At 61.9% G+C, this 19,889-nt stretch carries 11 protein-coding genes and 7 pseudogenes; 7 read left to right on the forward strand and 11 right to left on the reverse strand.

Annotated features, from left to right (window positions below; genetic code table 11):
- Positions 1 to 138 precede the first annotated feature (138 nt).
- From ARTB_RS08525 to ARTB_RS08540, 5 genes and pseudogenes are all read left to right on the forward strand, one after another.
- Positions 139 to 2,298, forward strand: coding sequence for a DNA/RNA non-specific endonuclease (locus ARTB_RS08525; RefSeq protein ID WP_243178985.1), 2,160 nt, complete (start codon positions 139 to 141; stop codon positions 2,296 to 2,298).
- 1,732 nt (positions 2,299 to 4,030) lie between these two features.
- Positions 4,031 to 5,008, forward strand: a pseudogene (locus tag ARTB_RS08530) (transposase); the annotation flags it as partial.
- A gap of 53 nt (positions 5,009 to 5,061) precedes the next feature.
- Positions 5,062 to 5,604 carry a peroxidase family protein gene (locus ARTB_RS08535; protein ID WP_279294096.1) on the forward strand — a complete coding sequence of 181 codons (543 nt, stop codon included), beginning with the start codon at positions 5,062 to 5,064 and terminating at the stop codon, positions 5,602 to 5,604.
- Positions 5,492 to 5,920: pseudogene (locus ARTB_RS21865) on the forward strand (peroxidase family protein). Before ARTB_RS08535 ends, ARTB_RS21865 begins: the two are co-directional and overlap by 113 nt.
- A gap of 112 nt (positions 5,921 to 6,032) precedes the next feature.
- On the forward strand, positions 6,033 to 6,287 hold the full coding sequence (locus tag ARTB_RS08540) for a hypothetical protein (RefSeq protein WP_243178989.1): 255 nt from the start codon (positions 6,033 to 6,035) through the stop codon (positions 6,285 to 6,287).
- A 398-nt stretch (positions 6,288 to 6,685) separates the two neighbouring features.
- Here ARTB_RS08540 and ARTB_RS08545 read toward each other — a convergent pair whose 3' ends face one another.
- From ARTB_RS08545 to ARTB_RS08565, 5 genes and pseudogenes are all read right to left on the reverse strand, one after another.
- Entirely contained in the window at positions 6,686 to 7,801 is a 1,116-nt protein-coding gene (locus ARTB_RS08545) for a hypothetical protein (protein WP_243178991.1), read from the reverse strand.
- A gap of 498 nt (positions 7,802 to 8,299) precedes the next feature.
- Positions 8,300 to 8,721, reverse strand: a pseudogene (locus ARTB_RS08550) (putative PEP-binding protein); the annotation flags it as partial.
- A gap of 285 nt (positions 8,722 to 9,006) precedes the next feature.
- Positions 9,007 to 10,257: an alpha-amylase family glycosyl hydrolase gene (locus ARTB_RS08555; RefSeq protein ID WP_243179004.1), complete on the reverse strand. Its 1,251-nt coding sequence runs from the start codon at positions 10,255 to 10,257 to the stop codon at positions 9,007 to 9,009.
- 80 nt (positions 10,258 to 10,337) lie between these two features.
- Positions 10,338 to 10,691, reverse strand: a pseudogene (locus tag ARTB_RS21870) (alpha-amylase family glycosyl hydrolase); the annotation flags it as partial.
- Positions 10,692 to 11,002: 311 nt separating this feature from the next.
- Complete coding sequence (locus tag ARTB_RS08565) at positions 11,003 to 12,031, reverse strand: M12 family metallopeptidase (protein WP_243179040.1); 1,029 nt, start codon at positions 12,029 to 12,031, stop codon at positions 11,003 to 11,005.
- 202 nt (positions 12,032 to 12,233) lie between these two features.
- On the opposite strand from ARTB_RS08565, the pseudogene ARTB_RS08570 reads away from it, so the two are divergent.
- Together ARTB_RS08570 and ARTB_RS21760 are read left to right on the forward strand one after the other, a co-directional pair.
- Positions 12,234 to 12,661, forward strand: a pseudogene (locus ARTB_RS08570) (IS5 family transposase); the annotation flags it as partial.
- Between the two features lie 604 nt (positions 12,662 to 13,265).
- Complete coding sequence (locus ARTB_RS21760) at positions 13,266 to 14,264, forward strand: tyrosinase family protein (RefSeq protein WP_243179042.1); 999 nt, start codon at positions 13,266 to 13,268, stop codon at positions 14,262 to 14,264.
- Between the two features lie 522 nt (positions 14,265 to 14,786).
- On the opposite strand, the gene ARTB_RS08580 is transcribed toward ARTB_RS21760, so the two are convergent.
- The 6 genes and pseudogenes from ARTB_RS08580 to ARTB_RS08600 form a co-directional block, all read right to left on the reverse strand.
- On the reverse strand, positions 14,787 to 15,110 hold the full coding sequence (locus tag ARTB_RS08580) for a hypothetical protein (RefSeq protein ID WP_243179044.1): 324 nt from the start codon (positions 15,108 to 15,110) through the stop codon (positions 14,787 to 14,789).
- Between the two features lie 91 nt (positions 15,111 to 15,201).
- Positions 15,202 to 16,230, reverse strand: a complete 1,029-nt coding sequence (locus ARTB_RS08585) for a hypothetical protein (protein ID WP_243179046.1) — start codon at positions 16,228 to 16,230, stop codon at positions 15,202 to 15,204.
- A 76-nt stretch (positions 16,231 to 16,306) separates the two neighbouring features.
- Positions 16,307 to 16,803 (reverse strand): annotated as a pseudogene (locus ARTB_RS21945) (ATP-binding protein); the annotation flags it as partial.
- 64 nt (positions 16,804 to 16,867) lie between these two features.
- Positions 16,868 to 17,117: pseudogene (locus tag ARTB_RS21950) on the reverse strand (magnesium chelatase domain-containing protein); the annotation flags it as partial.
- 292 nt (positions 17,118 to 17,409) lie between these two features.
- Positions 17,410 to 18,843: an alpha/beta hydrolase gene (locus tag ARTB_RS08595; protein ID WP_243179048.1), complete on the reverse strand. Its 1,434-nt coding sequence runs from the start codon at positions 18,841 to 18,843 to the stop codon at positions 17,410 to 17,412.
- 109 nt (positions 18,844 to 18,952) lie between these two features.
- Positions 18,953 to 19,729 (reverse strand): hypothetical protein, encoded by a 777-nt coding sequence (locus ARTB_RS08600; RefSeq protein ID WP_243179050.1) that lies wholly within the window; start codon positions 19,727 to 19,729, stop codon positions 18,953 to 18,955.
- Positions 19,730 to 19,889: the final 160 nt, after the last annotated feature.

The raw sequence follows: 19,889 nt of genomic DNA on the forward strand, positions 1-19,889 counted from the left end.
GTTAGCCTACGCCCACATGTCTTTACGGAGAGACCGTGATGACAGATGCCTTAAAGAGGTTTCACAGGTTCGCCTCGCCACTGCGGCCACGGAGGGATGCATAGGGGGCGGGGAGTCCAACATTCAAGGAGCAGTCCAATGGCAATACCGGAAGACGTGATCACCGCAACCCAGGCGCGGTTCCAGGCACGGCAGGGCCCACGGGCGAGCACGGAAGAAAAGATCGCGGCGGCACGTACCCCGCAGGGCAGTATCCTTAACGTGGACGCACCGGAACGGGTGGCGCTGCGCACCCGGCGGGTCCTGCGCCACCCGCTGGTAATGGACGCACTCAGCGGGATCGCCGGCCCCTCCCCGGAGGGCGGCGACCCGGTACGGGATGATCATGTGCTGGAACGGATCATCGGCGGGAATAACCTGCTGGGCATCGCGTTCCTGGAACTGGGTACGGCGGTCTCCCGCAGTGTGGGCCGCGTCATCGTCCGCGACCGTGTCCAGATCCGGGGCTTTGGCACCGGATTCATGATCTCTCCGCGTCTGGCCCTGACGAACAACCACGTGCTGCCCGATGCCCAGTCGGCCCGTTTCTCCCGCCTGGAATTCAACTTCCAGAACGGTGTCAGCGGACTGCCTCTGACTACATCCCAGTTCGACCTGGAACCGGATGCCTTTTTCCAGACCGACGCGGACCTTGATGTCACCATCGTCGCGGTCGCTGCGCAGTCACGGCCGGACGAAACCAGTGCAGCGGTGCCGCTGGCCGGCTTCGACTTCAACCGCACCTCCAAGGACCAGGGCAAAATCCTGCTGGGCGAATCGATTAACATCATCCAGCACCCGGAAGGCCAGGAGAAGCAGCTGGCGCTGCAGCAAAACGAACTCATCGACCGGTTCGACCAATTCCTGCAATACCGCACTGACACGTCACCGGGCTCCTCCGGTTCACCGCTCTACAACAACCAGTGGGAAATCGTCGGCCTCCATCACTCCGGGGTGCCCGCCCGCAACGCCGCCGGAGACATCCTGGCCGTGGACGGCACGGTGTGGGACGAAACGCAGGGTGAGCTGAAGATCCAGTGGATAGCCAACGAGGGAATCCGCATCAGCAGCATCCTGACCTGGCTCGCCAAGTCTGCCGACGGCATGAACGCCGGACAACGGGCCCTGCTCGAGGAGGCCCTGCCCTCCCAACCCGTCGCGCCTCAACCCCCAGTCGGGGAACAGCAGGCCCGGCTCCGGACACAGCCGGTGCCGGAACATCCCGCCGATCCGGCGGACGGGGCCGTTTCCCTCACCATTCCCCTGCACGTCACCGTCCGGCTCGGCGCGGTGCAGCCGGCAGGAGGCCTCGGCGCAGCGTCCGCAGGGCAGAACCAGGACGCGGTTCGGGGCACTGGCAGTGCCGTGGCCGAAGAGGCCGTGGCGATCGATCCCGATTATGCAGGGCGAACAGGGTACGACCCGGAGTTCCTGGGCACGCAAGTCCCCCTGCCGGTCCTGACGGAGGACCAACGTGCGGATGCGGCACAGAACCGCCGGGCAGCCGACGGGCAGGACCCAACCGTGCTGAACTACCACCACTTCAGTCTCGTGATGCAGCGCACCAGGCGCCTGGCGCTCTACACGGTCGTGAACGTCGACGGCCAGCTCAGCCAGTCACCCAAGCGTGATCGGGACAGGTGGTACTTCGACCCGCGGCTGGAGCAGGCGGACCAGATCGGTGAGGATCTGTACGCGGACAATGACTTTGACCGCGGGCACCTCGTCCGCCGCCTCGATCCGGCCTGGGGGCCGGACAAAGTCGCCCGGTCAGCCAATGACGATACCTTCCATTTCACCAACTGCTCTCCCCAACATAAAAAATTCAACCAGGGGGCCTCGTTGTGGGCCGGCCTTGAGGACTATCTGCTGGACACCGCAAAGGCCGACAAGCTCCGGCTCACGGTGTTCACCGGCCCGGTATTCACCGCCGGCGACCCGGAGTTCCAGGGAGCCCGGATCCCGCTGGCATTCTGGAAGATCCCAGTGTTCCGGCAGGCAGACGGCGGTCACTCGGCCAGCGCCTACATGATCAGCCAGCACGAACTGGTCAAGGACATGCTCAGGGAAGCCTTCACCCCGGCCACCTTCCAGGTCCCGGTCCGAAGGATCAGTGAACTCACCGGTCTGGACTTCACCCACCTGTTCGAGTGGGACCCCATGAACAACGACTTCTCGCCCCTGCCTAAGGCCCAGGAAGCACTCGCCACCCCCACCCCGGCCCGTGAACTCCACACCTTCGACGACCTGCAGCTGTAAGCCGCGGCTTGGTCGCAGGCCGGGAGTGTCTGATTGACGGTGTACCAGGGATTGGCCTGACACGCCGGACGTAAGTGATGACCGCTTGGATAGAACCGCCGGGCAAGACGACGTGTCCGTCCACGGCGGTAACCGGTAAGTCATCGGCAACTGTCGAGGTGACAGTTCCCAGCCTGCAGTGGTAAATGTAGCGAAATGCTTACCGGCACCGGCTGATTGATGGTGACGGTCCGCGCGAGCGCATCGTGGTCGAGAATGAAGCCAAGCAGGGCTCCGAAGATGGTCGGCGCGCCCCCAAACGGTCAGCCGAGTTCGGTCGGCCAGCCAGTGGTTGGAATGCCGGGTGCCAGGTAGATGTGGGGGTCGGCGTCTTCGTCGGCTTCGAAGAAGCTGATGTCGCGCAGCAACATGTTGAATTCGGCGGCCGCCCAGCCATGGGGAATGTCGCCCGTATTCCACCACCGGCCACGGTTTTCCGAGAAGTCGCTGGCATTTGGGTAGGCATGCTGCTCGTTTCAGGCCCCCTGTACCACCTCCCAACGCGCGGGGCGTGCGAAACTCCCGGGCAACGGTCGATTATGCGGCGTTGCCCACAACCCACTGCAAACACTGGAATGCCATGCGGCCTCGTGGCGGAAGCCGCCGGTGGTGAATGGGCCCCATGGTTTCCAGGGTCAGACGGAATGCGTGATCGATGCGCGTGCCGAGCTTTTGGTTCATATACAGCCGGCAGGGTGGAAGTATGCCACTGCCCCGATGACCGCTGAGTCGAGCCTGCCCACGTCTCCCGACCCGTAGGGATGAATGTCTCCCACCAGCCCATGGCGCGTTGTTGGTCAAGGACCCACCGGAGCGGTTGCCCGTCGGACGTCGCCGAAGATCTTCCACAGTTCCTCTGCCTCGGCAAAGTGATTCCGTTCGGCCACGCGGGCGGCTTCGTAGAGCCCCGCTGAGTCCATGGACTGTGAAACAAGCGACAGCGGGTGCTGCCGTGAGGCGGAGTAGGGCACGCCTCATGAGCCAATGTCCAAGGTGCTACCAGATTAGCTTGAGATGGGTCTGAGAGACTACTCGGTGACATTATTGGCCAGGGATTATGGGCCAGCGTTGGTGAGCGGGATCATCCTATTCACTTGATGGCCGGACGGGAGCGGATTTGATGGGCAGGGCAGTGTCCGATGACTTTAATGGGCCTAACGGTGGGGCGCCCGCAAAGGCGACCTTGGTTATTCGAGTCTGGAGGGACCCGGCAAGTACCGAACACTTCCGTGCACGGATCATCGCTGGATCGTCGGAAGCTGAGGAACCTGCGGTGAGTTATGCTAGCGGCCCGCCGGAAGTCGTCGCAGCGGTGAACCGTTGGCTAGACAACATCCCGGATGGTTAGGAATGTGCCGGCTCCGCCCAGAGGCGACGCCGAAGTGGACTGTGAGGTTTGTAGTGGCTGGTCTGGGACTGGCTGGCAGAGTGGGTATTGGCCGTTCTGCCCCGTGGATGTGACTCACGAAGTGACTGGCCCCTGCAAGGGTGTCTTTGAGTGGGATCTGTCCGTCCGCGGGGTGGAGCGGCCGGTACCGCCCGGCCCACGTCGGTAACTTGATCAGAAGGTTGTCCGCCCCGTTGGAGCGTGGCTCGTAACAGTGTTGTTCCGAAGTGACCTCTACCCGGACTGGTACCGGCCGTTTACGGCCCTGACCGTATCCGCGAAGTAGAGGAAGGTGCCAGAACCGCCATGACCATCGTTGCGCATTCCCGCCCTTTGTCGTCGGCGTCGACACCCACGCCAAGAACCATGTCTACGCCATCATCACTGCCGGCACCGGTGAAATGATCGACACCCGGGCCTTCCCCAGCAGCGGGGCCGGTATCAACCGGTCCATTGCCTGGGTCGCGCGAGCAGCGGGGCCGGTATCAACCGGTCCATTGCCTGGGTCGCGCGCCGCACCGGCGCTGACCTGGCCGCCTTGTGGGTGATCGAGGGCGCTGCTTCCTACGGCGCCCTGCTGGCCGGTGCAGTCGGCGCCGCCGGCTACCAGGTCGCCGAAGCCGCCCGCATGGATGCCCGTCACGGGGTCGGCAAATCCGACCCGCTCGACGCGCACCGGATCGCCGCAGCGGTCCTGCCGCTCGATGAGCAGCAACTGCGCCAACCACGACTGAACGAAGGAGTGCGCGCGGCCCTGCAGGGCCTGGTCACCGCACGGGAGTCCATGACCACCGACGCACCAGGGGCGTGAACGCGTTGACCGCCCTGCTCCGGGTCAACGACCTCGGCCTGGACGCGCGTAAACCCCTGACCGGACCCCAGATCGCCGAAGTCTCCCGCTGGCGGGTCCGGAAAGAACCGCTGGCCTTGTCCGTTGCCCGCTCCGAAGCAGTCCGGCTGGCCAAACGCACCACCGAACTCGACGCGGACATCAAAACCAACAACTCCCGGATCACCGAGCTGGTCGAAATCAGCGAAGCCGCGCCCCTACTGGAGGAAACCGGCTTCGGTCCCGTCACCGCGGCCATCTGCCTGACCGTCTGGTCCCACCACGGACGCGTCCATTCCGAGGCGGCCTTCGCTTCCCTGGCTGGGGTCAGCCCCATCCCGGCCTCTTCCGGTAACACCGTCCGGCACAGACTCAACCGCGGCGGCGACAGAACCCTGAACAAAGCCCTGCACCTGATCGCCCTGACCAGGATGACCTTCGATACCTCCGCCCGGGGCATGTACTGGACTCCCTACTCGAAGTTCACTGCCAGCCGACGACCCAGCGCTTGGGCATAGTCCGCCGTGCCCGAGAACACCTCGACAACCCCGCCATGGGCATGGCGAACACCCGGTTCGGCCGCAATGTCTCGATCGATAGCACCCGCCCGGTGCCTCCCGACCGGATTTTGGAAACGAACGCCCGCGAAATCAGCCGCCGGCTGATAACCCGGGACCGGATCATCCCCGCGACGGCCGGCAACGCACTCATCGCGCCCTGCCTGCAGTTCATGATCCGTGACTGGTTCAACCACGGCAGAGGCTGGAGCGAGAATCCCTCGATACTGCCCACCGAGCCCGGCGACGATTGGTCGGCGCCGCAACTGGCCGTCTTCGGGACGATGAACCCGGGCCTGGTCACGCTGCACAACTATCCCAAGCACCTCCAGACATTCCGCCGTCCCGACGGCCAAATCATCGACCCGGCGGACCGCCATTTTGCGCAGCCGCGAGCTCGGCTTCCCCCGCTACACCGAATTCCGGCGTCTGCTCCATCTTCCGGTCCCCCGCAGTTTCGACGAACTCACCGACAACCCCAAGTGGGCGGGTGAACTCGGAGACGTCTACGGCGGCGACATTGACCGGGTGGATCTGCTCGCAGGCATGTTCGCCGAAACGCGTCCCGAAGGATTTGCCTTCAGCGATACCTAGTTCCGGATCTTCATCCTGATGGCCTCGAGGCGGCTGAACAGCGACCGTTTTTTCACGCGTGACTTCACCCCTGCCGTCTACACGCCCGAAGGGATGCGCTGGATCGATGAAACCACCATGGTCACGGTCCTGCTGCGTCACTGCCCGGAACTGGCGCCCGCGCTCCGATCATCAAAAAACGCTTTCACACCGTGGCTGCGGACGAACCGGCGATAGCAGCCCTATGATGATCTCCCTTACCACTTCGTCGGCAGCCCGGCTCATTCTGACCGTGCGCTTTCCGATTGGAACACTTAGCCTGTTGTTTCCGCGACTGGCCACACGGCTCATGCTGCTGGACCTGGACGAGAACTCCGCATCGTTCTACCTCGTGCGCCTGTTTGGAGGCCGCGGCATTTTCCTCGGCGTAGCGGCCCGTGTTGTCCCGGAACGGGACCGGAACAAGATCTTAGACTATGCCGCGCCGATCGATCTGGCCGATGCCACGGCAGCGGCCGTGGCTGGTCGGCGGCGGCCGTGGCTGGTCGGCGGCGGCAGATTCCGGCGCGGGCCGCCGTGCCCGCCGCCGTTTCTGGTCTCATAGGTGCCTCGGCGCTGCAGCAGCTGGGCGTGGCCCTTTCGCAGCAAAAATGACAGCGCGCCCAAGTGCCCCCGTCCTGACCTGCCGGGGAAACACCCTGACGGCTGCAGCTCAGGATCCACCCGCGAAAAATCGCCGCTTCGACTGGATACAAACAGCTGGCGACGCACCGACGCGAAATCCAATGTCACCCATCCCTTGTTTCAACGTTGAAGTTGCCCACTAAAAAATGAGGATATGGGCGGTGGTCCTTGACATTTATTGCTGTCAAGTATCGCCAATCGAACGTTTCGAAGGGGCCCGCCCAAGCGGTCGGCGCACGTGTGCTGAGTCCGGGTACCGTTCGCCCCGGTAGCGCAGCCCTGTAGCGCTGTTGCTTGGGGTCTTTCCACATCCCTACCTTATGGCTTGGTAGGACGTACCAGCTTGCCTGAGCCTGGTGGTGTTGGTTCGGTAGCCGTACCTCCGGGAAGCCCCTCCAAGAGCGTCTGCGCCCTCTTGTCCAGCGCCCTGGAGAGCGTCTGCTGGGCGAATCCAAGGACAAGTGCGTAGGCCAAGATCTGCCCCTGGGAGTCCAGGACTGACAGACCGGGGACGAAGTTGCCCTGGATAGCGATCAGGCCCAGTATGGCGGTCAGCGCGCCCAGCGGCACCTTGAGAAACGCCAATGCGACCGGTACGTCGTATGGCGTAGAGGTTCCTTTGAGGTTGCGGATCGACAGAGTGGCGGCGAGCGCGCCGCCCAAAGCTCCGAGAACGGCGACGACGAGGATGTCGGCGCTGCTCGGAGAGGCCTGACTTCCTGAGCTGGTTGGGCAAGCCATGCCAGTAACAATGGTTAACGCAGGGTCGGTGCTCGATATCACCTGCTTGGGAAAGCAGAGGGGCATGAGGTGGGGGTTTTCGGACACGAAGACGAGAGTCGCGATCACTCCCAAGGCGATAAAGGTCGCAGCAATAAGGAGGATATTGCGGAAGCTGCGGAGTTGTGAATGCTTGAGATCCAAGTTTTCGTAAGTGTCACCGACCACGCGTCGCATGCGGGGTCGCAAACACTCGACGGGCTCCGCTTCCAAGTCGGGAATCGTAATGCAACGTGGATCATCCCTGTGCATCGTCGCATTTGCCCGGGCCACTACCATGGGAATCTCGGCCCTCAGTTCTTCCTTTTCATACAGGTCGATCATCTGGGCCCTGGCTGTGTGCATATTTCGGTACGCAGCCTCCACGAGTGTTCCTCGCCACCAGTTCGCCCAGCGGCCGGGAATGGGATCATCTCTGAATGCGGCGGCCCGGGCCTTCTTTATGAACCCGCAGACGCCGCCTGCGATGGTTTCCTGGGCCGGGGTCAAATTTCCCCGAGCACGGGCTGCGTCCACTCGCATCTGCAGCTTGTCAGTTTCGACGGCGACGTGCTGAACCCAAATCCGTGTTCGTGGGCTCTCAGAACGGGATGGCGGAACCAGGGCTTGTTCATGTCCCTCGGCGAGGGTCCGATCACTCCTCAGGTCAGTCACTGCCTATCCTTTCTGCCATGGGGCCGTCAAAAGCCCAAATATCTACTTGAAGCGACGTCCCGGCGCTGAGCCAGGGAGGAATCTCTTGAGCGCGCCGTCCCCTTTGGAATTCAAAACCTTCAGCCAGCCAGGAGCTCCTCCAGTGGCAATGACCCCAACAAATCATGGCGAACTAACCGTTACGCAGGTGTTACTGTTCAGGACTTAGGTGCTGTCGGTACCGTAAGAGATGCGCCGCGGCCCATTCCGTCGTCGTGGTCGGATACGGAATGTCCTGATTTAGTGGCGGGCCCACCGTAATCAGTCTGCCCGCGCCAGGGTTTCCGGAACCTCCTGATCGGGATGGGCGCTGTCGCCGGGTTGGTGACGGTCAAGCTGGGGGACGGGGTCGTGGGCAACACCCTATGATCTGCTGCCGCGCCAACATCGTGCTTGGCGAGTGCCACGTGTGCGCTCCCCCGCCCTGGCACGATCCGCCCACAGCAGCACTATCTGGACTTAGTTGTCCGTGCTGCCGTCGGTGTCCTGCCTGTCCTTCCCTTGGCGCCGTGCTGTCAGTTCGCTTCGGCGCTGACCCCCTGCCTCGCCGGCCTCGCCGGCGAGGCGGAGCCAGGTGTCCACCACGGTATCGGGGTTCAAGGAGAACGAATCGATGCCTTCCTCGACCAGCCACTCGGCGAAGTCCGCGTGGTCGCTCGGACCCTGGCCGCAGATGCCGACATATTTGCGCGCGCCTTGCGGGCCTTGATGGCCATGCTGAGGAGCTTTTTGACGGCCGGATCGCGTTCATCGAAGCTGCCGGAGACAATCGCGGCGTCCCGGTCCAGGCCCAGGGCCAGCTGGGTTATGTCGTTGGAGCCGATGGAGAATCCGTCGAAGTAGTCCAGGAACTCGTCGGCGAGCAGGGCGTTGGAGGGAATAGGGGCCCGGGTTTCCTCCGCCCACGTCGCTGGGTCCCCGCGAACCAGACCTGCTTGAGGCGTTGGCTAATTGCATCGTGCTGGGAGTAACGGCAAGGTCGATGCCTTCGCTCAGGAAGGTGTCACCCATGACTGCTTCGGTGCGCAATGTGACGGTCTCCTTACCGAGTATGATGCTAGGCACTTCGAATCGGCATGGTCCAGACCGCCGGCAAGATGCGAAAAAAGCCGTTGCAAGTATAGTCGCGGCCCGCTTCCACGCATGGTCGGCTGACCCCGAAACCATCAGGCAGGAGCGAGGATGACGAAGCCCGCCGGAGGCACTTCAATTTCGATGGCCAACCCGTTTCGTGCCAGCGCCGCTATCTGAAAGCCGAGCTTTGCCGCGTCCGTCGAGTAGACATATGCATATTCGTCTCCAGGACGATGAAGACCCGAGTCAATCGTCACCCATCCAGATCTGGTTGCTTCGCAGTCGGTGTTGATCGCGCACACGATCTCGCGGTCCGATATGATTCGGCTCCACGCTACAATCGAGGTCATCCTTCCCGGACCGATCCGTCTGGGAAACCAGAAGTTGACTCCGTCGTCGGAAATCTGACGAAGATACTGGCGACCTCGCCGAAGCGCGATCTCTTGCTTGCGGACCGCGAGAACTGCCGCCAGTCCAATGTAAGCCTCTGCTGTTTCGTCAAAAGCGTGCCTATTTTGGCTACGGAACGGGCCAAACCCCCCGCCAAACATTGCTTCTCGTATATACCGGTCATTTCCCCCGGAGCCGTCAAAGCGCTGTTCGCTCCCGTAGTAGATGCACGGAATACCAAGGGTTGTTGCGTTCATTGCGAGGACCGCGAGTTCGAGGGCGCGCCCTTCCGGGGAGGAGGCGAACCGCGCCTTCGCGTCGCCTTTTCGGACTTGGTCATGGTCGTCGTAGGAAGTCAGAACGTGGTCACGGAACCAGGAATGGCTTTCCTTTTCGATCTGATATGAATTGGCGAAAAGCGCGAAGTACTCGTCCGGAGACGTCCATCCCTTCGCAGAATATTCAAGCTTGTCTTGCACCCCGTCCAGGCCGATGGCGGCGTCCAGCCCAGTCGTGTCCATAAGCGCGATCGCGTCGGGGCGGGGCAGCGTGATTTCACCGACCAGAAAGAATGAGTCCTTACCGACAACCTGGGCAAACTCATGGATGGCGGAAGTGAAATAGCGTGTCGCCCCGGCATCCATGTGTTTAACCGTGTCAATACGAAATCCGTCGAGATCCGCGACCGCAAGCCAGTATTGGTAGGCCTTGGTAAGTACTTCGAGCGCGACCGAAGGTTGATAACTGCCTGCAGAACCTGCCCCATGGTGAATGTCCTTGTACCCGAAGAAGTCGCCGTCCAGGTACTCGGCTGGGTTGTTCCAGTTCGTGATGCGGCCTTTGCTTGTGAAAACGCCATCCGTCTGGAGTTCACGGGGCCAAACGGCGCTGCCGCTATCGCTGACCTTTTGTCCGGGAAACGCAGATCGGGGTTGCCGCTCCCATCCCGCCATCCGGCAACGGGGTACAGATGACCGTCCCAGCGGGGGTCCATGAAATGGATGTGCGTCTGTGGATCTTCCGTGTCGTAGCGGTCGGCGGCATACCCGAACACATCACCGGAATGGTTGAGAACGATATCGAGGATCACATAAATCCCGGCACTGTGCGCGTCATCAACCAGGGCACGAAGGTCTGTTACCGTCCCAAAGTGAGGGTCGACTTCGAGGAAGTTCTGACTTCCGTATCCGTGATAGTCCTCAACTCCGGGACGCTGACGCAGGACAGGACTTACCCACAGGGCGGTCACTCCAAGCCCCTGCAGGTAGCCGATCTTTGAGCGCGCCCCCTGCAGCGTACCGCCCAGCCAGGTGGCTCCGGCGCCGCGCCAGTTTGCTGCATCGGCGTCCGTCTGGATTGCATTGCCTTGATCTCCGAGAGAGTACATGGACGTGCCGCCGGGGACTCCTTCGTTCCCGTTCGAGAAGCGGTCGACGAGGAAGAAGTAGATGACGTGGTCCGACCAGTCACGAGGTGAAGGGTGGTATTTTCCTTTAAGGAGATCCCCCCAGGCTATGTCGTTGAGATTCGCGGGCACTTCCGCCTTCTTCCAATGGAGTGAGGGTCTGAGCAGTGGACGCGCGGCGCCCTGTGTAAGTTTCGTATCGTGGCTGGCGCATAGCTGGGTTGCCCCCCTGCCCCACTGGTGAACGCTAGGGACGGGCGAGCGATCCGGTGCGTAGCTCCCGTCTCATTGGGCTACCAGCACAATATCGCCGCCTGTCCCGACCCTCCCGACCAATAGAGCCGAACGCGCACGACGTATTTACGGCCTTGGAAGAGCTTTGTGGAGATGTTGGTGTTGCGTTCCTGGCCGCTGTCGTCATCTCCTGCCACATATCGCAACTCTCCATTGACGTCTTCGAATAGAACCAGGACGGCGTCCGCCGTCCCGAAGGTTGCGATCTGATAATTGCGGGACGCCGCCGGCTCGATTCTGAAGTCGGCCTGTTCGCCCGGGTCCAACGAAAGGGGTTTGCTCTGGTAAGGCTCCAGCTTGGGCATCGCAGCCTTTAGCTTTGGGTAGAACCCCTTGATCCATGTGCGGTCGATGGCAGACAGTCCTCCCGCCGGATTTAGGCCGTCCCGGTATCTCGCAGGTTCCACAATCAGTCCACCCGGGAACCAGTACTCCATGACCGAATCAGGGTCCCAGTTGGAACCCTCAACCTCGGTGGGATCGATTTTCCGCAGAACGTTCTGGAAAGTCTCATCTTTGGTCCAGTCATTCGGGCTACCCGTGAAATATGCATAGACCTTGTTCTCGTCCCAAGTGATTCCGGCAAACGGGTTCTGGTGCTCGTGCGGGAGCCCGAGCGTGTGGCCAATCTCGTGCAGTGCGGTCGTATGGCCGTAGTCATCAGTCAGGTCCCACCCGAAGTTCATCGTCGATTCGGACGCCCCTATGCCCAGAATGTCGCGGCCGACGTAAGACCACGATCCATCAGCCTGGTCGAACCCGATTCGCACCTCCGCCTCACTACGATCAGCAACTTCCACAAACTCCAAACCAATCGGCAATCCTTTCCATTCGGCGAACGCGTCCCGCACGGCTTCCCGTTGCGGTTCAGGTCCCCCGACGAAAAAGTAATGCAAAACCGTGCCGTTGACCCACTTGGAAGCCAGCATCCGTATGAGTCGCAAGCGGTTGGCGGGTAAGCCGGGGGGCAGGGCCCGAACGGTCCGAGGCTTCACATTGCAGTGCGGGCGGGACTGGACGTCGCTCATTTTGCTCTCCTCTTAGGGCCGGTCCCCAGGCCAGCCATGACCCGGGATCTGTCGGTAGAACCCAGCCGATCACGCCAGGTGTTATCGCTGCGTTATCGGCGGCCGGCTGAACGCACAGCCCGCCGCATCCAGAGCCGGGGCATCCGTCCTTTCCCCAGTCGAGGCGACCTTCGGAGGAAACTAAGCGGCATCCAATCGGTAGGTGGGGTGGTCCCGGATCGAGCCGGCGCTGCCGAGTTCGAACGGACAGCGGGGGTGCCCGTTCCGTGGCCACCGCCACGTCATTCAAGGCATCACTTACCGGTACCGGTGCGGTATTGCCTGGCGGGACCTGCCTGCGGAATTCGGTTCCTGGCAGACGGTGTGGAAGCGTCACCGCCGTTCGCCTCCGTCGGGACGTGGGACCTGATCCACGCAAGGCTTATGGCCGAACTGGACGATGCCGGGCAGATCGTTGCGGTGGACTCGACCATCGACCGGGCCCACCAGCACGGGACATACCTCCCCCGCACCCCAGTTGGGAGTTCCCGAAATATCAGGGGAACTCCGGACCACGCCATCGGCCGCTCCCGTGGCGGACTGGGCACTCAGATCCATCATGCTTGCGACACTGACGACCGACCGCCGGCATGCTGCTGAGGCACCGCGCACCAGCCGCCATGTTTTCTGCCCGCTGCGCGGATTTTGATGGACTCTAACAGCCGCTCATTCCGTTCCCATTCTCAGTCATTGCTGCGACTCCGGCGGCGCCATTAAACATGCCCCCACGGCGGGCACTTCTACTGTGGCCACGCTGCGATGAGCGCCCAGCATGCCAGGGCGCTGTTGACGCTGGTCCAATAACCGTACTGTTCGTAGTAGAATCCGGCCCAGTGCGCCTGCATATCCGGTATGGACTGTGATTTTGGCAGAGCGCCTTTGATGGGCGGATCGGATGCGTAACACCGCTGGGAGGCCGACAGCTGTCGATCTTTGACGTCCCGATTCGGAGCCAAGCAGGCGGTCCCAACCTACGAGACCATCGCTTCGGGGAAGCTCGCCAGACACAGGCGAATTGACCCAGATCGCAGCCCCGGCGACTACGCGGTAACGGTAGAGTAACGGGACCCGGCAATGGTAGGGGCGAAACTGCTCATCACACTTTGCGTTCGGCGAAGGAGCCCTCCATGTACACCTATGATCACGAGACCCGACACGTGCGCCGGAACATCTGGGGTCTTGAAGCGGAGACGCCGTGGGACCCGATCACACTGGCTTTCGCCAACGCGATCAAGGTGCTGCAGGCCCGGCCACTCCAGACCCCACCAGCTGGGAGTACCTCAGCGCCGTCCACGGGCGCAGCGGCCCCGCCCTGCCGCACACGGCGTGGAACCAGTGCCAGCATGGCAGCTGGTACTTCCTGCCGTGGCACCGCATGTACCTGTTTTACTTTGAGCAAATCATTCGAGCTGAGGTGGTCAACGAGGGCGGTCCCGACGGCTGGGCACTGCCGTTCTGGGACTACTCCAACCCCGCCCACGCGGCGCTGCCGCCAGCATTCCGCCAGACCACCATGCCGGACGGCTCGGCAAACCCCCTCTTCGTGACGGAGCGGGTGCCCGCTGCCAACGCCGGCGGCCAATTGCCGCCGTCGATCACATCAGCCGACGACGCACTCGACTTCACCGGATTCATCCCGCCGCCAGCACCAGGCTTCGGCGGGGGCATCACCATGGCCTCACACTTCTTCACTGCGCACGGACAGCTCGAGTTCACGCCCCACAACGACGTCCACGCTGTAATCAACGGGTGGATGGGCGACCCGGACATGGCCGCGCTCGACCCAATCTTCTGGCTGCACCACTGCAACATCGACCGATTGTGGGCGGCATGGCTCGAAAAAGGCGGTGGCCGAGTAAACCCGTCCGAGACACAGTGGTTGGACCAAACCTTCGCCTTCCACGACGAGAACGGCGCCCAAGAGAGCCGCCCCGTCAGCGATTTCCTCGACACTTCGCAACTGGGGTATACCTACGAGGGCATTCCCGCGCCGACGGCGGCCGAGGAAGTGCCTGCGGCGCGAGGACGAGGAACGGACCCAGCAATGCCTGATCCCGAGATGGTGGGTGCGTCGGAACAGCCCTTGATGCTCACGGGCACCCCCGTTTCCGTGGACGTGTCGATCGACCGACGCGCCGTCGAGGCCCGGGCACGCGACCGTGCCGAGGCATCTGCGAAGGCTCTTGATCTCTGACAAAATATCGTCGAGCAGAGGATCGGCTTCGCTCCCCAAAACCCGCTCACCTGACATCGTTCGGAGGACAGCCCCGCCAGAGCGTTCTGAGCTCTTGATTCGGATTGGTGGCCTTCTTGCCTGCTCGCTACCTACTAGCTCAGCCACCCTCCTGGATGTCTCCATGCTGCGCTGGGCCATAACGGCAACATCCCCCAGTGAGGCCTCCATTGCCTTTACTAGGCCCAGAACTTCGTCGATCTTTTCGTCTGGGCTTTTCGGCGGTTTAGCGGCCGGCGCTGGCTCCCCCTTCAGCACGGCCTGAACTGCCTTCTCAACGTCTGGCCAAGCCGTTGCGATTCGCTTTGTGAGCGTGCCTTCCTTTAGCTCAGTTGGACCAAGCTTGTTCAGTGAGACCATCAAGTCCGTGAAACCTTCAAGGCTCGCCGACTTGCACTGGAAAATGTCCAAAGGGCTATTCACCTCTTCTGGACCAGGCAGATCGATCAGGAGAACACCCATCCGCGTCCTCTTATCCTCCACCTAACGGGAGAGGGCGCCGGCTTCATAATTGATCCACTGCTCGGTCTGGTTAGCCCGCGTAAGACAGATGATGCCGAAGTCCGTATCGTTCAATTCCCCATCAATGGTGTCCAGCCCCCGCGATCCGGCAAGAATCTCCTGGCTAATGAAGGTATCGACCACAGGGTCGAAGATTTCCCGTACTGCATCGGATACGGCCTTGCCAACGCCACGACTATTTTTTGACCAACTAACAAAAACCTTCAACGCTGTTCCCCATCTTCGTTCGCTTAGATCGCTCAGGTAAGAGTACCAACGGAGGGTGTCAGTACTGCTCTGATTCATCTTCAAGCCACGCTCAGGATCGAAAGTGCAGGCAGGCTCAGCACCTCACGACTCTATAGCGCTAGCTCCTCCATCGGCTGGTCTCTGATGCTTAGTCACTGGAGGACAATCCTGGATGTTTGAAGCGCCAACTCCCTGCCGTCAAAGTCCCGCCGAACACATCGTCTATGTCTGCGACCTTGTGCATATTGCTCTCGCGGTTTCGAGGCAGGATCGCCGTAATTTTCAAGGGCTTGACGGCGTGCAGCACTTCGAGTTCGATCTCAATTTCCATCGTCTCCGTTGCGACGAGCACCAACTTGTGAGCGAGGGTTATACCCTTCACCCTTAGCTGAAGTGGCACAGCACGGGGTCCGGTAATAGTGACTCCATCGCCGGGCCTCTGGAAGCTGTAGCTGGCCGGCCCTGTTGGAACACTTGCAGTTTCCATCGGAGGGCTGATCTCCAGATCGTATTTCTCATCCAAGATCGTTACTCGTCCCCTCATACCGTGTGCAGGCAGTGTGACAAGGTCCTGGCCGTTGTGTTCAATGTAAATGCGGATTTGCCCCGAGCAGCTCAACTCCTCAGTACTTCCTGCATTTGATGTCGGAGGGTAATACTCACTGTAGATAATGGCTTCCAACACAACGACCTGCGGCAGTCGGACCACGGGAATTAGCAATCTGAGTAGCTCATCCCGTCTGGCACTCCTGGTTCCAGTCCCTTCCCGCATCGGCACCTCAAGGCTCGGATTCGCGCTGCCCGTTTTAACAACATATGGCGCACGGTCAGAAGCAAAAGCAACAGCCACGACGTGCGCCCCGTTCCCTCCCACCGGAACCGGTATGTGGCGAACCATCTCGGGGGGCGTCTGGTCAAACTTGGGCTTTATCTGCTCCCACCAATCCAGAACGTCCGTTCCGGAAACGTCGAAGACCTCTCCAGACTTCTCATCGATGCCGATGATGTAGACGACAGGATCGCCACCAGCCCGGTTGAGGCTGCCAGCCAGCTGTCGTGCCTTGTTGTCCTGGGGCCAGTTGCGCTTACACTCGACGAAGTCGTGCTCAACCAACTGGCCCGCACGGATCTGGTCTACGGCAGTGATCACTCTTGCTTCAAGGTCGATAGCGCGCATGTACCAACGCTACCCAACAGCTCAGACATTACCGTCCGCGTCGTTGACCGATCAGTGGCGTATGCCCTTGATTTGACGCCTCGTCCAGCAAGAGCACTCTGCGGTGCGCACGGGACGCCGCCCCGGGCCGCGGCAACCGGGATCCGCCACCAATGATGGCCACTGCGGTCGCGGTGTGGTGCGGGTTCTCGTAGGGCGGCCGGCGCAGCAGCTACACGGACCCCGAAGGCAGCGAACACAGGGAGTGGATGGCGGTCACCCCCATAGCATCGGTGTCGCCCAGGTCCGGCAGGAGGCCGGGCAGCCGCTCGGAGAGCGTGGTCTTCCCGGCACCGGGCGGTCCCGTCAGCAGCAGGTGGTGGGCACCCGCGGCGGCCACTTCCAGGGTCCGGCGCCCCGCGGCCTGCCCGGAGACATCGCACACACGTCCGGCACCAGCGAGTGACCGGTGCCGGGATCGGGGCTGTCGGCGTCCCCGGGCTCCGGTTCGAAGTCCAGGGCGGGGTCCTGCGGATCCGCGCTGCAGTCGAAGGCAAGCCGTGCCAGCGCGGCGTAGCCCCGGACGCAGGCACCCCGGCATGAATCGAGGATCGGCGGAACGTGTGGGGTCTCAAATGCGGCTTTGGTAGACACTTGACAGGTCGAAGCCCGAGCCGCACTTGGGCAGCGACGCAGGAATGGGGGTGGCCGTGATCTTCCGGCGGTTCAGTGGAATCCCCGAGAGCTGGGCAGCGGAGCGGATCCGTTCCTCGGCCTCGTTGAGCGAGGCGTCCGGAAATCCGAAAAGTAAAAGGTCGGCAGCGTCTGGCCGATATCGGCATCCACGTCCACGAGGTAGCCGTTCACCCCCCAACCAAGGCAATCGAATAGGTGCGGCCCAGAGCCATCCCTCACCCCATGAGGTGTTTCAGCAGGGGTTCGCCGCCCGAGGATGGACCTGGTGAGCGCACCTGCACCTTGCTCGGTGACGAAGATGGATCCGTCCGTGTCGAGAGCGTGTCCAATGGGCTGGGCAGCCCCGCGCCGCCACGTCTTGGTTGCCGATGTTCAGGTCCACCCGGAGCAGACGGCCCGCCGGAGTGGTCGGCGGCCAGGCCCGCGACGCCGGCGAGTCGATGGCGGAGCGGACTGCGGGCGGATCTGCCGAGACGGTGGCTGGTGGAGCCAGGTTCGCACCCTTCAAAGCCTCCAGTATGAACTGTTCTCGATACGCTCGAGTCCGAACCGAGGCGGAGCGGCACCTCGCAAAACGAGGCCGTTGAGGTCGGCGATGACGGCGCGGTTGGAGCAGAAGTACGCGTGGCCAACGCCGTCGTCACGGCTGTCCTCAATCACGACTTGGGTGACCTCAATTGTGTCCATCGGCGTCGCAACAACGATGCCGTCGCGAGCGTCTCCCGCTCGCCTCAGCTTGTGGATGCGGCGTGACCAGTCGAGCGCTGAGTCGACACCGCAGGCGTAGAGAGTGAGGTGCGGCATGCGGGGTACATCGAACGACGCGGTGACGGTGTTGAAATGCGTGACGAACTCTCGGAAGGTGTCGGAATCGACGTCGGGTGCCGCGAAGACGATCTCGCCCACGGGAGTTGGGTAAATGGTTTCGTCGTCGGCGACGTCCCGCAAGGCCGCCGTTGTGATGCGGTTGCCCATGCTGTGCGCGACAATGTGTACGCGGCGCGCGCCGCTGTTCGCCAGCATGTCCCGAAGCAGCTCGGTAAAGTGCGGGGCCGCCCAGGCCGCGTTGGTTTCGTCAACGGTGTAAGAGAGCATCTTGCCTTGGGACGGCCATGTGTAGACGACTGTATGACCATCAAATTCCAGGTCGTAGGAGAATTGTGCGGCACGCTTGACGGCGTCCGCCCAGCTCGTCCGGTAGCCATGGACAAAGATGAGGATGTCGTGGCTGGTATCGGTTGGATCGCCATCCTCGTCGGGAGCTGCCACGGCACACTGAAGGGACTTAATCCAGAGGTCATGGTTGAGCTCGGTCACGGACTTCACGGTGATGTGCAGGTCTGGATTCTCGCGGAACTGCAGCTTGTACCACTTGGGGCTTTCCATGCGTCCCTTGCGGTGGCCGTCGGGGATGCTCACAGCAACGGTGCCATAATTCAGCTGCGACCCATCAGCAGTGGGATCGCTTCGGTCGATTCCGTAACGACGCGAGGGTGACTCGCCCGGTTGATGGTTGCGATCTGTCGCGTACCAGATCGGCACTAGCACGTGACGAGGGTTAGGCGTAAGCACGACTTGTCTCTCGGCCTCGCCGGTCAGTGATTCCTCCTCGGGCCGCGCTTGTGCCTCAACGTCGACACGCACAGACTCCTCGCCTCCACCGGGACCCTTCCCACCAACCCTGGAACTGCGGAGCGTCAGAGTTTTGTCGAGGAGGTCCATGATGCGCGGCTCGAGCGGAAGTGCGTCGCTGCCGGTCGCGTACCGTCGGATGAGCTCACGGACCTCCACCGACGCTAGCCGAGTGTAGCTGGCGTCGAGCTCCCGCAGGAGCAGTAGAAGTTCGGCCTCGAACGGCGCCGCGCGGTCGCCTAGCGCAGCGAGTAGCCGCCGCCAGATTGTCTTGAGGTCCATCTGTACGAGGTCGATCTCACGCATTCGTGCCCCCGAGGTCGAATACAGCACATGCTAATCCGTGTGGCGACGCCATGTATTTCGGTTCCATCCGCGGGTCATCCATATTCCGATAACTAGTTTGGAGCATGAGCTATATTTCGATCGCTGCAACAGCCTGGCTGATGAGGCCATGCACCTTGGCGCTCACCTCGTCCCCATGTCGAGCAATAGTGTCAGCGGACAATTCCAGCAGGATGCCGCGGGATGCCATCCGTGCCTCGTTGGACTCGAACTTGAAGAACAAGATCTGGTACATCACCCGTTCTGCATAGACGAGGAAGTCCGCGCCACGCAGGACGGCACTGCCGGCGTCGCCTGGGTCACAGTTCGCGATCTGGAAGCCGATCGACCTTGCCTCGTAGGCTCGGCGGTTGAACAGAGTGATCCACGGCGAGTCCTCGCTCATCTTCCTTAGGCTGGTGAGTGTCAGTGTCGCTAGAGCCAATGCGGTGGTTCCGACACCGAGGAGCGCAGGCAATAAACCAAGGATCTCTTTGTGGACGGTGGAGCCATGAACCTTCTTGACCGTCCAGGCAGTCGCTTCCTGCCGGATCGACCAGCCGGTAGTCAGTAGCGTGTTTAGGTAATGATCCATCCATTGCTCGATGTCCTGATCCCGGTCCGGATACTTGCGGGAAGCAGCGCGCTGTGCCAGGAGGGTCCAGTTGGCCACCGCGGTCTTCACGATCAGCGGCGTCCCTTCGGGAAAGGTCACAATGTTCGAGTCGACGACCGCAGCCTCCTGCACTGAATCAGTCAATTCAGGAAGCGGCTCTTTCGCCAGCTCGAGATGGGACGGCGGCTCAACCTGGAGCTCAAGGTTCGCGATTTTGCTGGAAATCGCTGCTTCATTGTTTGCGGAACTCATCAATACCCCCGGTTTTGTCCGTGTCGGTCGACGGGGCGACGACTTGGCCCGATCGTATCGGGCGCGGGCAGCGATGGAAAGGGCTGTTGGGGCAATATCAAGAGTGGTGACTTGACGGATCTGACGGTTCGGCTACACCGGACCGATGGGACCCGCTGTT

Origin of the sequence: Arthrobacter humicola, assembly GCF_022803015.1 — a bacterium.
In the GTDB taxonomy this organism is placed as follows: domain Bacteria; phylum Actinomycetota; class Actinomycetes; order Actinomycetales; family Micrococcaceae; genus Arthrobacter; species Arthrobacter humicola_A.